The 13290-nt window shown below is 35.0% G+C and carries 12 protein-coding genes and 1 pseudogene; all 13 read left to right on the top strand.

Translation table 11 applies throughout. The features are described 5' to 3' along the window. The first annotated feature begins 21 nt into the window (after positions 1 to 21). The 13 genes and pseudogenes from flhA to tsf all read left to right on the top strand — a co-directional run bounded on the left by flhA (position 22) and on the right by tsf (position 13218). On the top strand, positions 22 to 2058 hold the full coding sequence (gene flhA, locus MHH96_RS15080; RefSeq protein WP_061796680.1) for a flagellar biosynthesis protein FlhA: 2037 nt from the start codon (positions 22 to 24) through the stop codon (positions 2056 to 2058). After that, the gene (gene flhF, locus MHH96_RS15085; protein WP_251686941.1) at positions 2055 to 3233 is read left to right on the top strand and encodes a flagellar biosynthesis protein FlhF; all 1179 of its coding nucleotides are present in this window, start codon (positions 2055 to 2057) and stop codon (positions 3231 to 3233) included. The genes flhA and flhF overlap by 4 nt, the downstream gene beginning before the upstream one ends. After that, a complete protein-coding gene (locus MHH96_RS15090; RefSeq protein WP_047940019.1) occupies positions 3230 to 4105 on the top strand; it encodes a MinD/ParA family protein in 876 nt (291 codons plus the stop codon). The genes flhF and MHH96_RS15090 overlap by 4 nt, the downstream gene beginning before the upstream one ends. A gap of 11 nt (positions 4106 to 4116) precedes the next feature. Beyond that, a pseudogene (locus MHH96_RS15095) lies at positions 4117 to 5226 on the top strand (protein-glutamate methylesterase/protein-glutamine glutaminase). A 20-nt stretch (positions 5227 to 5246) separates the two neighbouring features. Next, positions 5247 to 7301: a chemotaxis protein CheA gene (locus MHH96_RS15100; RefSeq protein WP_061796672.1), complete on the top strand. Its 2055-nt coding sequence runs from the start codon at positions 5247 to 5249 to the stop codon at positions 7299 to 7301. Positions 7302 to 7467: 166 nt separating this feature from the next. Continuing rightward, complete coding sequence (locus tag MHH96_RS15105; protein ID WP_047940022.1) at positions 7468 to 7944, top strand: chemotaxis protein CheW; 477 nt, start codon at positions 7468 to 7470, stop codon at positions 7942 to 7944. Between the two features lie 2 nt (positions 7945 to 7946). Beyond that, the gene (locus MHH96_RS15110; RefSeq protein WP_061796670.1) at positions 7947 to 8588 is read left to right on the top strand and encodes a chemotaxis protein CheC; all 642 of its coding nucleotides are present in this window, start codon (positions 7947 to 7949) and stop codon (positions 8586 to 8588) included. After that, entirely contained in the window at positions 8581 to 9078 is a 498-nt protein-coding gene (locus MHH96_RS15115; RefSeq protein WP_047940274.1) for a chemotaxis protein CheD, read from the top strand. The genes MHH96_RS15110 and MHH96_RS15115 overlap by 8 nt, the downstream gene beginning before the upstream one ends. A 543-nt stretch (positions 9079 to 9621) precedes the next feature. Next, on the top strand, positions 9622 to 10386 hold the full coding sequence (locus MHH96_RS15120; RefSeq protein WP_047940024.1) for a FliA/WhiG family RNA polymerase sigma factor: 765 nt from the start codon (positions 9622 to 9624) through the stop codon (positions 10384 to 10386). 18 nt (positions 10387 to 10404) lie between these two features. Then, entirely contained in the window at positions 10405 to 10716 is a 312-nt protein-coding gene (locus MHH96_RS15125; RefSeq protein WP_061796667.1) for a hypothetical protein, read from the top strand. Positions 10717 to 10725: 9 nt separating this feature from the next. Then, positions 10726 to 11283, top strand: coding sequence for a hypothetical protein (locus MHH96_RS15130; RefSeq protein WP_328283421.1), 558 nt, complete (start codon positions 10726 to 10728; stop codon positions 11281 to 11283). A 150-nt stretch (positions 11284 to 11433) separates the two neighbouring features. Continuing rightward, positions 11434 to 12135, top strand: a complete 702-nt coding sequence (rpsB, locus tag MHH96_RS15135; RefSeq protein WP_016201151.1) for a 30S ribosomal protein S2 — start codon at positions 11434 to 11436, stop codon at positions 12133 to 12135. 198 nt (positions 12136 to 12333) lie between these two features. After that, positions 12334 to 13218, top strand: a complete 885-nt coding sequence (gene tsf, locus MHH96_RS15140; RefSeq protein WP_341117629.1) for a translation elongation factor Ts — start codon at positions 12334 to 12336, stop codon at positions 13216 to 13218. Positions 13219 to 13290: the final 72 nt, after the last annotated feature.

A 13290-nucleotide genomic window follows, 5' to 3' on the forward strand; every position in this document is an offset into this window, starting at 1 on the left:
GTTTTTTAAGGAGCGGAAGAAATGGCAAGGAGAGACTTAATCGTAGTGATTGGGGTAATCCTCATTATTGCAATGTTGATTATCCCATTTCCAACATGGTTATTAAGTGTGTTAATTTTACTTAATATTACGTTGGCATTACTTATCTTATTATTAACTATGAATATGAGTGAGGCTTTGGAGTTCTCTATTTTCCCTTCACTTTTGTTGTTAACGACCCTATTTCGCCTTGGTCTCAATGTATCCACCACTAGAGCTATATTATCAAAAGGGGATGCAGGAGGGGTAGTACATACCTTTGGAACATTCGTAATTGGCGGCAATATTGTTGTTGGGTTAGTTGTCTTTTTAATTCTTGTCATCATTCAATTTATTGTTATCACCAAAGGGTCTGAGCGTGTATCAGAGGTTGCTGCACGTTTTACATTAGATGCAATGCCAGGTAAGCAGATGAGTATTGATGCTGATTTAAATGCTGGGATTATTTCCGAGCAAGAGGCAAGACAACGTCGTGAAAAAGTTGGTAGAGAAGCAGACTTTTATGGTTCGATGGATGGGGCAAGTAAATTTGTCAAAGGAGATGCCATAGCTGGAATCATTATTGTTTTTATTAACTTGATTTTTGGTATCGTCATCGGGATGACTCAGCTTGGTATGGCAGCTGGGGATGCTGCTCAGCATTTTTCCTTACTATCCGTTGGAGACGGGATTGTCAGTCAAATACCTGCATTACTAATTTCAACAGCAACAGGGATTGTTGTAACAAGAGCTGCTTCAGAAGGAAATCTTGGTTCTGATATCACTTCTCAGTTATTGGCATATCCAAAAATGCTTTATGTAGCAGGAGGAACAATCTTTTTATTAGGACTGTTTACACCAATTGATGACTTTTTGACGATTCCTATTGCAGGACTTTTAATATTTGGAGCTTATTACTTATCGAAAAAGCCAAAGCAAAATTTAGAACAAATGCAGGAGCTTGAGGAAGAGATCCAAACAGATGAGCTAAAAAGTCCTGAAAGTGTAGTTAGTTTACTAAGTGTGGATCCAATTGAATTTGAGTTTGGTTATGGTCTTATTCCTTTAGCCGATGCCAATCAAGGAGGGGACCTATTAGATAGGGTGGTCATGATCAGAAGGCAGCTAGCGATAGAGTTAGGTCTTGTCATTCCTGTTGTTCGGATTCGCGATAATATTCAATTACAGCCAAATGAATACCGATTAAAGATAAAGGGAAATGAGAGAGCAAGCGGGGAACTGCTTCTAGATCATTACTTAGCGATGAGTCCTGGGATGGACGATGATTCCATTGAGGGAATTGATACGATTGAACCATCTTTTGGCCTGCCGGCTAAATGGATAACAGAAAGTACGAAGGAACAAGCCGAAATCTTTGGTTATACCGTGGTTGATCCTCCATCCGTTGTTTCTACACATATTACAGAGGTAATTAAGGCAAATGCCCATGAGTTATTAGGAAGACAAGAAACGAAACAATTAGTGGATCATGTAAAAGAAAGCTATCCGATTTTAATCGAAGAAGTAACACCAAGTCCGTTGTCGATTGGCGAAATTCAAAAAGTTTTAGCAAAACTTTTAAGGGAAAATGTTTCTATTCGCAATTTACCAGTCATTTTCGAAACATTAGCTGATTTTGGAAAAATGACAGCTGATACCGATTTATTAGTTGAATATGTTAGACAATCTTTAGCACGTCAAATAACTACCCAATACACGAATCAAAATGACTCTTTAAAAGTAGTAACTTTGTCAGGAAAAGTGGAAAAACTAATCGCAGATAATATTCAACAAACAGAGCATGGAAACTTCTTAGCGTTAGATCCAAATATTTCCCAATCAATTTTAGAGAGTATTGCTGGGCAAATTGAACAATTATCTGTAATGGAACAGATGCCAATTCTTTTATGTTCGCCAGCTGTTCGTATGTATGTAAGACAATTGACAGAACGTTATTTTCCACAAGTTCCAGTATTATCGTACAATGAATTAGAAGCAAATGTAGAAGTTCAAAGTGTGGGAGTTGTGAATATCGAATGAAAATCCAAAAATACGTAGCACGGGATATGCCAGAAGCAATGAAAAAGATTCGAGCGGAATTAGGGAATGATGCCGTCATTCTTCATTCAAAAGTAATTTATACAGGCGGCTTCTTAGGCTTATTTAAAAAAAGAAATATTGAAGTACTCGCAGCCGTTGATCCGAGTATTTCAGAGACAACAATTTCTAAGCATACAAAAAAGCGAGAAATGCGCAGTCCTGTATTAATTAAAGAACCGGCTTTTAGGGCTGATGCAGATAATTCAGCTAATAATATAAGTTTAAAAGAGGGAGAGAAAATATCTGATTATCCAGAGATAGTAAAGCATTTAAATGAAATTAATCAAAATGTAAAAGCGAATAGAAGTATGACATTTTCTATTCCTGCTCCTATAACTAAAATAGTAAATCAATTAGATAAACAAGGGATAGACGAAGAAATTAAGACAGGATTAGTGAAAGATTTAGTAGCTAAATGGTATGCAGCAGGCGAAGACGTTTTAGAGTCTCAGGTTTCTGAGTGGGCACGGCAATTTCTATTAGCGGAGATTTCCCCTTTTTCGTTTGGGGAAATCTCTTTAGCCAAAAAATATATTAATGTCATTGGCCCAACAGGTGTGGGTAAAACAACAACTTTAGCCAAAATTGCTGCCAATATCATTTTAAGACAGCAAAAATCAGTAGGATTTATTACAACAGATACATATAGGATTGGGGCAATCGAACAACTTAAAACATATGCGAATATTTTAGATGTTCCCTTAGAGGTTTGTTATTCACTGGAAGATTTTGAGCATGCTACGAAAAAACTGGAAGAATGCGATGTTATTTTAATTGATACAGCAGGAAGAAATTTCAGAAATAAAAAATATGTAGAAGATTTAATGCAAGTGGTCGATTATAAAAGAGAAATGGAAACGTTACTTGTTTTATCTATGACAGCAAAGCAAGATGACTTAGAAGAGATTTATCAACAATTTTCCGCAATCAAGATTGATGCTTTCGTGTTCACAAAATTAGATGAAACATCTTCGTACGGGGCAATGATTAATTTAATTGTTGCTTGTAAAAAAGGTGCTGCTTATATTACAACAGGTCAGAATGTCCCAGATGATATAGTTCCAGCAACCCCAGAGGAGTTAGTAAATAAACTATTTGAGGTAGTTGAAGAATGAACGATCAAGCTTCTATCTTACGAAAAAAAATTGAACAATTAAATGCAAACAAAAGGCACTCCAATCACAAAACATTGGCGATTATCAGTGGAAAAGGCGGTGTGGGAAAGTCGAATTTTTCGCTTAACTTTGCACTCACTCTTCAAAAAAGAGGATATCGTACTTTACTGATTGATATGGATATTGGTATGGGGAATATTGATATTCTAATGGGGACACAGTCTCGCTATACGATCGTTGATTTTTTTAGAAATGATATTAATTTTGAGTATATTATTTCGAAAGGATTTGATGGATTAGACTATATTGCAGGTGGTTCTGGACTAAGTGATTTTGTTGATATGGAAGAAGAGAAACTAGAGAGCTTTTTCCAGCATTTTCAAGGGATATTAAATCACTATGACTATATTTTATTTGATATGGGAGCTGGAATTAGTACGGATTCTTTAAAGTTTATTCTATCTGTTGATGATTGTATCGTCATCACAACACCTGAACCTACTTCTATAACAGATGCGTATGCTGCAATGAAATTTATTCATACAAGAAATGCAGTACTTCCGTTATATCTTGTCGTTAATCGAACAATGGAGAAAAAAGATGGGGCAGAAACGTTACAAAAACTTCAGCAAGTTGTAAAAAAATTTTTGCAGCGGGATCTTATTAATCTTGGCTATATACCAGATGACACAAATGTAGCACAAGCTGTACGTAAACAAATTCCTTTTGTTTTTTTTAATGAAAAATCAGAAGCGGCTAAAGCTTTGCGCGAAATTGCCGATAGATATGGTAAACAACAGTTTACAGAACCCTATCCAGTTAATAGACACAATTTCGTGTCTAAATTAAAAAGGTTTTTGTTTGAAAGGTAGTTGAGTTTAAAGTGGAGAAAATAAAGGTTCTTGTTATTGATGATTCTGCATTTATGCGTAAGCTAATTACAGATTTTCTCTCTGAAGACTCGAGAATAACCGTTATTGGTACAGCCAGAAATGGTGAAGACGGAATAAAGAAAATTAAGCAATTAACTCCTGATGTGGTAACGCTTGATGTCGAAATGCCAGTCTTAGACGGTTTAAGTGCTTTAAAGAGAATTATGTTAGAGCATCCTGTACCAGTTCTCATGCTGTCAAGCATAACAAAGGTTGGAGCAGAAAGCACAATTCAGGCAATGCAAGCAGGGGCAATTGACTTTATTACAAAGCCTTCTGGGTCTATTTAACTAGATTTATATAAGGTTAAGCAGGAATTGGTAGAAAAAGTTATTCTAGCTAGTAAAGTAAAACCGAAAACATTATTAAATCTTTCAAATGAAGGAAAAAAGACTATTACTTCACAATCTTCTTATAGTAAAATAGAACCAAGAGAAGAAAATGAAAGAATAGTACAAAAGGCTGGATCAATCAGTAATTGGATGAACACCATGAAAAAGATTGTCATAATTGGAACTTCAACTGGTGGTCCAAGGGCATTACAGAAAGTCCTAACTAATTTACCAAGTGATATAGAAGCGCCTATTTTAATCGTTCAACATATGCCAGCAGGATTTACCCGATCCCTTGCAAATCGTCTTAACACGTTATCCGCCATTACCGTAAAGGAAGCGGAGCATGGGGAGATTATCCGCAATGGAGTTGCCTATATTGCTCCAGGAGGTCAGCATTTAAAGGTGAAAACAGTTGGTGTCCATACAGCAATTGATCTGGATCAAACTGCCCCTATAAATGGTCATAGGCCATCTGTTGATATTATGTTTGAATCTGTCAGCGATTTGAAAGCCTATGCAAAAATAGCAGTTATTATGACTGGGATGGGATCAGATGGCACAGATGGTTTATTAAAATTAGCAAAAAAAGGTAACGTAAAAGCTATTGCTGAGTCACAGGAGACATGTATTGTTTACGGAATGCCTAAAACAGCTATTGCCACGAATTATATTGATGAAATTCAAAAGGTAGATCATATTGCTGAAACTATTATGAAATATGTATAACGTCAAGGGATGTGAAGCAAGTGGAAATGAGTCAGTATTTAGAAGTATTTATTGAAGAGAGTAAAGAACATTTACAAGCATGTAACGAACATTTATTAGAGTTAGAAAAGGATCCTGAAAATTTACAAATAGTAAATGAGATTTTCCGTGCAGCTCATACTTTAAAAGGTATGTCTGCAACAATGGGCTATGAAGATTTAGCTAGTCTAACCCATCAAATGGAAAATGTACTTGATGCTATAAGAAATAAGAAAATTACTTTTTCTCCAGAAATATTGGATGTCATTTTCTTAGCTGTTGATGATCTTGATGCCATGGTAGAGTCAATCGCTAGCGGCGGCGATGGGAAAAGAAATGTAGAAGCAGTAGTTGAGAAGCTTGTACAAATCGAAAAAGGACTTCCTTTAAATCAAAAAACTGCAGAAGCTGAGGTTGCAGCAACAGCCATACAAGATGCTCCTGCAAAGCAAAATCAATATGATGAATTTGAAACAACTGTATTACAGCAATCATCTGATCAAGGTTTTTTTACTTATGAAATCAATATTACATTAAAAAGTGACTGTTTATTAAAAGCAGCGAGAGTTTATATGATATTTGAAGCTTTAGAATCTTTAGGAGAGGTTGTTAAGTCTCTTCCACCGGTGGAAGAGCTTGAAGAAGAAAAGTTCGACTATGACTTTATGGTAACTCTTATATCTAAAGAGGAAGCAGATAAAATTGAAGCGTCTGTTATGAAAGTTTCAGAGGTTGAAAAGGTAGCTGTACGAGAGTTCTTTGCAAATAGTCAATCTCCTAAGCAGCAAACGATAGCAGAAACTCCTGTTGCAGAAGAAGTACAAGCAAAAACGGATAATACATCTGTTACAGAAAATAGTACTCCGGCTGAAACTAAACAGCCTGAGAAGCAAACAGGGACTAAAGTATCTAATAAAACAATTCGTGTTAATATTGAGCGTTTAGATATTCTTATGAATCTATTTGAGGAACTTGTTATCGACAGAGGAAGATTGGAACAAATTTCTTCCACCCTTAAAGATCAAGAGCTTTATGAAACGGTAGAAAGAATGTCAAGAGTTACTGGTGATCTTCAAAATATTATCCTAAATATGCGCATGGTTCCTGTTGAGACAGTATTTAATCGTTTCCCAAGAATGGTCAGACAGCTCGCGCGTGATTTAAATAAGAAAATTGATTTGCAAATTGTTGGTGCAGAAACAGAGCTTGATCGCACAGTTATAGATGAGATTGGTGATCCATTAGTTCATTTAATTCGCAATGCACTTGACCATGGAGTCGAAACACCAGAAGTAAGACGAGCGAATAATAAAAGCGAAGAAGGAACAGTTGTTCTTCGTGCATATCATAGCGGAAACCATGTTTTTATTGAGTTGGAAGATGATGGAGCAGGAATTAATAAAGAAAAAGTCCTTTCTAAAGCAATTAATAAAGGAATTATTTCAAAAGAAGTTGCTAAAACATTAACGAATAATCAAATTGCTGAACTTATTTTTGCTTCTGGTTTTTCTACTGCTGATCAAATTTCTGATATTTCAGGACGTGGAGTAGGGCTGGATGTAGTGAAAAATACAATTGAATCACTAGGTGGTTCGATTACAATCGAATCAGAGGAAGGAAAAGGATCGTTATTTTCTATCCAATTACCATTAACTTTATCGATTATTTCTGTGATGCTAGTTGAAATTCAAGCAGAAAAGTATGCTATTCCATTGTCATCTATTATTGAGACAGCTATTGTCAATAAGAATGATTTAATGCATGCTCATAATCAAACCGTTATCGATTTCCGTGGCAAAGTGGTGCCATTATTATTCCTAAAGGATATTTTTGATGTGCCATCAGCAGGAATCGAGAGTGACTATTATTCTGTCGTTATCGTAAGAAAAGGGGATAAATTAGCTGGTCTTGTTGTGGATGGATTTATCGGTCAGCAAGAAGTGGTTTTAAAATCACTAGGTACTTACCTTTCTAGTGCGTATGCTATATCTGGAGCAACTATCTTAGGAGACGGACAAGTGGCTTTAATTATGGATTGTAATGCTTTAATTAAGTAATCACCTGTACAAGGATTAATAGATGTTAGCGCAAGTGGCTTTACTTAGGAACGAATTCGTTAAGTATAATAACTACTTGTCGTAATTTTGTTTAGAACAAACCGAGGAATAATGATCTTGCGCTTTATGAATTGCAGATAGGTTATGTGAGAGGGATGAAAAGGGAATGAGCGATGCAGTTTCAACAGAACAAAAATTAATAATATTTGAATTGAAGGGAAAAGAGTATGCTATTTCCGTCAATGAAGTAATGTCGATAGAGAAAAACATGCATATTACAAGAATTCCAAATATCGCTCCTTTTGTTAAAGGTGTGATTAACCTTAGAGGAGTAGTAACTCCCATAATTGATTTACGACTTCGTTTTAATTTGGAAGAAATTCCATACACGGATAGTACAAGAATTATCATTATTATGCTTGAAGATATGGAAGTAGGTATAATTGTTGATTCTGCTAATGATGTCGTAGATGTCGATACTGCTCTTTATGAGCCTGCTCCAGAGACAATCAATGGCGATGAAGTCGATTATATAAAAGGTGTAGTAAAGCTTGATAAACGTTTATTAATTCTTGTTGATTTAGAAAAAGTGTTTGATCGAAATATTTTAAGAAATTATTCTAATGGTAAAAGTGATGAGTAAGTATGGGGTATATTAATGATATAAATTCCTTAAAGCTTGATGTACTAAGAGAAATTGGTAATATCGGAGCGGGACATGCTGCCACCTCTTTATCAAAGCTTCTTAATAAAAAGATTGATATGAAGGTTCCAGATGTTCAAATTGTGACATTTGATGAGATGATGGAAATGGCAGGGGGTGCTGACAATATTGTTGCAGGGGTGTTTTTACGAATTGAAGGAGATGTTCCAGGAAGTATGTTTTTTATACTTCCTTTAGAGCAAGCAGCTAAATTGGTTCAAGATATGATTGGTGACCCTTCTATTACCTTAGCTGAACCGCCATATGATGAGTTATCTATGTCTGCATTACAAGAACTAGGCAATATATTATCCGGTTCTTATTTGTCCTCTTTATCTGATTTTACGAAGTTATCTTTATATCCTTCCGTACCAGCACTTGCAATTGATATGGTTGGTGCAATTGTTACATATGGATTAGTTGAACATTCTCAAGTAAGTGATTATGCAATTGTCATCAATACGGAGTTAAATGGAGAAGAAATCACATTAGCTGACACTGTAAATGGCCATTTCTTTTTGCTGCCTGATCCTGATTCTTTTGCCCCTTTATTTCAGTCTTTGGGAGTGAAGGATGGTGACTGACCAAATTACAGTAATAAAAGTAGGAATTGCTGATATGAATGTGGTAGAGTCTCCTAATACAATTCGTACTTCTGGACTTGGTTCATGTGTGGGTATTGTATTATATAGCTCCCTAAAACCAATTGCTGGCTTAGCACATATTATGCTACCAGAAGCATCCATATCTAAATCCGGAACGCTCAATAAAGCTAAATTCGCAGATACAGCCATTGTAGAACTAGTAGAGCGTTTAGAAGGATTAGGATTAAAAAGAAGTACGTTGTTAGCGAAAATTGCCGGAGGGGCACAAATGTTTCAGTTTACTGGAACAAGCGATGTTATGAGAATAGGACCTCGAAATGTTGAAGCGGTTAAGAATACACTACAATCGTTAAGAATTAAATTGGTTAGTGAAGATGTTGGTGGAAATAGTGGTAGAACAATTGAGTTTTGTCCTGCTACCCATGAATTAACAATTCGAACGGTGAATAAAGGGATTCATATTATATAGTGTATAGTAATACTTTTAAAAGCAGAGAAATAAGACTACCTCTAATTTAAAGAATCCATGGTTTGGACTTTGGAATGTATTCTTTTATTAGGAGATAGTCTTTTTATTTTCATTTTCTCGGAAATTTCAGCAAAAAAAGAACTGAAAATTATAGTTGTTAGTTCTTATTACCTAATTTTAAATGGGATATTTAGAAAGGATAGCTAATAATTCACGTCTTCTGCTAAAATCAATAGTGAAATATATACATAAACAAATGATAGGTATATCTTCCTTTCCTATTCATTCTATTTTTAAATGGAATGGATAAGATTATAAATGATAAAAATAAAATATGCAGACAAGCTCCTTATTATAGTAATTATAAATAATATACTTATGTATCATTGCACGAATACAAAAATATTGATTTTTTTGCTGAATTTAAGGGATATAGATAGGGAAGAAATGTACTTATATCCTTTTCAAGTTGTTACTTATATAGATAGAACTAGTTATATGCGTGTATGGTGTTCATTGTTTATAGAGGAGGGAAATTATTTAATGGCAAAGGAATCAACTACAGAAGAGAAGCAAGTATGGGAAATGTGGACTAGTACGAGAGATCAAGAAGCAGGTAATCAATTAATTAAAAAATATATGCCCTTAGTAAGTTTTCATGTTCAAAGAATTTCGATAGGGTTACCAAAAAGTGTTTCCCGAGATGAGCTAACAAGTCTTGGAATGATGGGACTATATGATGCCTTACAACGTTTTGATCCAAATAGGGATTTAAAGTTTGATACATATGCTTCCTTTCGGATTAGAGGCAGTATTATTGATGGACTTCGTAAAGAAGACTGGTTATCTAGAGGCACGAGGGAAAAGTCAAAAAAAATTGAGGCGGCCATTGAAAAACTCGAACAAAAATTAATGAGAAATATTACTGTTCAAGAAATTGCTGATGAGCTAGAGACTAGTGTTGACGAAGTATATGCAACAATGAATGAACATTTTTTTGCAAATATACTATCTATTGATGAGCAGATGAATGAAGGGGAAGAGAAAGAAGCACAAAGTTTCTCGATTCGTGATGATAAAACGGTTATTCCAGAGGAAAAAGTCGTAAGGGATGAATTGGTTCAAGAGATGGCCGCAAAAATTAAGGAGCTTAATGATAAGGAACAGCTGGTGATTAGTTTGTTTTATAAGGAAGAATTAACATTAACGGAAATTGGACAAGTTATGAATTTATCTACTTCTCGCATATCGCAAATTCACTCCAAAGCTATTTTTAAATTAAGACATTCATTAGAAAAAGTAATATAACGAAAAGGATGAGTGCACATGAGTTTAAAAGCATTAGAAATGCAAGTTGCATTACCACGAACTTATGATGCAGGGAAGCTTCAAGAACAACAGGACCAAAAACATCAGCAAATGTACACCTTCGCTGCTCAAGAAACCGGTAAGGAAGAAGAACGAAAGCGAACAACGGTTATTAAGGGGGAAGGGAACGGTAAAGTTACTACCAAGAAAAAAAGGGATAAGCAGTTTTTTGAACAAGAGATGAGGAAAGAAGAAAAGGAATTAGAAGATTTAGAGAGAATACAAACGATACACCCTTATAAAGGCCTAAGTATCGACTATAGTGGATAGAGGGATGAAATGGTTAATTTTTTACTTTTTTTAAGTATTACTTTAAATTTAATCGCAATACTTTGCATTGTGATTTTGTATGTTAGACAAAATCGCGTTGTAAATTTAGAAAAGGAACAGAGAGAGAATTTAGAAGAAATAGAAGAAGTGATTGCCACTTTTATTACAGAAATAAAAGAAGAAAATGAACAGTTTTTAAATAGACTTACTAGCTTTGAAGCTGATGAGAATCCACTAGATAAAAAAGAAGACAGTAAGGATAAAGCTGAAAGGATGGAATATAAGCCAAGAGAGATAAAAGGCAATAAAGCGATGCTGGATGCTTATAAAAATGTGACTGCTTCTGTACAAGAAAATAGCCTAAAAGAGGATCGGTTGGAGAAGGAAGATGTCAATGAACTATTAAATTTAATCTTGCCACCAGAAAAAAAACAGAAAGAAAAGTCAATAGTAGAAGTAGCAAAAGAGATGCAGGCGGAAGGGAAGAGCATCGAAGAAATAGCAAAAGCATTAAATAAAGGAAAGACAGAGATGGAACTATTACTTAAATTTAGACAAAATTCGTAAATGTACTTGATTGTACACAATACATATGCTATATTAACAAATGGTGTTAATACACACGCTTTTGGATTTAATCATTGGTGCTGTAATTTTTACAGTTTTGATTAAAAATGATAAAAGCGGAGGAAATCAAAACCATTAGGAGGAAAAAACATGTCAGTTATTTCAATGAAACAATTACTTGAAGCTGGTGTACATTTCGGTCACCAAACTCGCCGTTGGAACCCAAAAATGAAAAAATATATTTTCACAGAGCGTAACGGCATCTACATCATCGACCTTCAAAAAACAGTTAAAAAGGTTGAAGAAGCTTATAACTATGTGAAAGAATTAGCTGGAAACGGCGGTACAGTTCTTTTCGTTGGTACTAAAAAGCAAGCACAAGATTCAGTTAAAGAGGAAGCTATCCGTTCTGGTCAATACTATGTTAACCAACGCTGGTTAGGTGGAACTTTAACTAACTTTGAAACAATTCAAAAACGTATTGCTCGTTTGAAAGATATTGAAAGAATGGCTGAAGACGGTACATTCGACGTACTTCCTAAAAAAGAAGTAGTTCAATTAAACAAAGAGCTTGAGCGTTTAGAAAAATTCCTAGGCGGAATTAAAGATATGAAAAAAATTCCTGACTGCCTATTCATCGTAGATCCACGTAAAGAACGTATTGCAGTAGCAGAAGCTCATAAATTAAATATTCCAATCGTTGGTATTGTTGATACTAACTGTGATCCAGACGAAATTGACGTTGTTATTCCTGCGAATGATGATGCAATCCGTGCTGTTAAATTATTAACTGCAAAAATGGCAGATGCTATTCTTGAAGCTAAACAAGGCGAAGAAGTAACAACTGCTTAATTAGAACCGAATGACTTGTTATACAAAATAGTTTTGGATCAATCGATAAACTAAAATGGATAATAAGTAATTGTTAGGGACTTGTGGAAAAGGTGATAAAGAGCATCCCTCTTATCACCTTTTTTTCAAGCGTCCTGCTTAAAAGTGAGATAAATTGGATAAAAAAATAATACATAAACCTTAAGGAGGCAAATTACTATGGCTGTTACAGCTCAAATGGTAAAAGAACTACGTGAAAAAACTGGTGCTGGAATGATGGATTGTAAAAAAGCACTTACTGAAACAAATGGTGATTTAGATAAAGCGATTGACTTCTTACGTGAAAAAGGGATTTCAAGTGCTGCGAAAAAAGCAGATCGTGTAGCAGCTGAAGGTTCAACTTTTATCGCGGTAGAAGGTAATGAAGCAGTAATTCTTGAAGTTAACTCTGAAACAGATTTCGTTGCGAAAAACGAAGGTTTCCAAACTTTGGTTAAAGAACTTGCTTCCCATATCTTAGCCACTAAACCTGCAACTGTTGAAGAAGCACATACTTCCAACATTACAGAAGGAACTACTGTTGAAGCACACATCAATGCTGCAATTGCTAAAATTGGTGAAAAATTATCTTTACGTCGTTTTGAAATCAAAACAAAAACTGATAATGATGCTTTCGGTGCTTATCTTCATATGGGTGGACGCATTGGTGTTTTAACTGTATTAGAAGGTACTACTGATGAATCAGCTGCTAAAGATGTTGCAATGCACATTGCTGCATTAAACCCTAAATATGTTTCTCGTGACCAAGTTTCTCAAGAAGAAGTGGCACATGAGAGAGAAGTATTAACACAACAAGCACTTAACGAAGGTAAACCAGCTAACATCGTTGAAAAAATGGTTGAAGGCCGCTTAGGTAAATATTTTGAAGATGTTTGTGCACTTGATCAATCATTTGTTAAAAAACCAGATCAAAAAGTTCGCCAATTCGTAGAATCTAAGGGTGCAACTTTACGTGAATTCGTTCGTTACGAAGTAGGAGAAGGAATCGAAAAACGTGAAGATAACTTTGCTGAAGAAGTTATGAACCAAGTTAACAAGAAATAATAAATGATCGATTAATGTTTTCATAGGGGGCACCATGGTGTTCCCTATTTTTCAAGATATTACAAATAAAGC

This window comes from Niallia sp. FSL K6-0212 (assembly GCF_038007605.1).
GTDB classification, from domain to species: Bacteria; Bacillota; Bacilli; order Bacillales; family Cytobacillaceae; genus Niallia; species Niallia circulans.

What these genes read in the sequence shown, in the direction of transcription:
- MHH96_RS15125 (WP_061796667.1), top strand. Translation starts at nt 10,405, where the DNA reads ATGAGTTTAAAAGCATTAGAAATGCAAGTTGCATTACCACGAACTTAT.
- MHH96_RS15130 (WP_328283421.1), top strand. Translation starts at nt 10,726, where the DNA reads ATGGTTAATTTTTTACTTTTTTTAAGTATTACTTTAAATTTAATCGCA.
- MHH96_RS15090 (WP_047940019.1), top strand. Translation starts at nt 3,230, where the DNA reads ATGAACGATCAAGCTTCTATCTTACGAAAAAAAATTGAACAATTAAAT.
- rpsB (WP_016201151.1), top strand. Translation starts at nt 11,434, where the DNA reads ATGTCAGTTATTTCAATGAAACAATTACTTGAAGCTGGTGTACATTTC.
- MHH96_RS15110 (WP_061796670.1), top strand. Translation starts at nt 7,947, where the DNA reads ATGGGGTATATTAATGATATAAATTCCTTAAAGCTTGATGTACTAAGA.
- MHH96_RS15105 (WP_047940022.1), top strand. Translation starts at nt 7,468, where the DNA reads ATGAGCGATGCAGTTTCAACAGAACAAAAATTAATAATATTTGAATTG.
- flhF (WP_251686941.1), top strand. Translation starts at nt 2,055, where the DNA reads ATGAAAATCCAAAAATACGTAGCACGGGATATGCCAGAAGCAATGAAA.
- MHH96_RS15120 (WP_047940024.1), top strand. Translation starts at nt 9,622, where the DNA reads ATGGCAAAGGAATCAACTACAGAAGAGAAGCAAGTATGGGAAATGTGG.
- tsf (WP_341117629.1), top strand. Translation starts at nt 12,334, where the DNA reads ATGGCTGTTACAGCTCAAATGGTAAAAGAACTACGTGAAAAAACTGGT.
- flhA (WP_061796680.1), top strand. Translation starts at nt 22, where the DNA reads ATGGCAAGGAGAGACTTAATCGTAGTGATTGGGGTAATCCTCATTATT.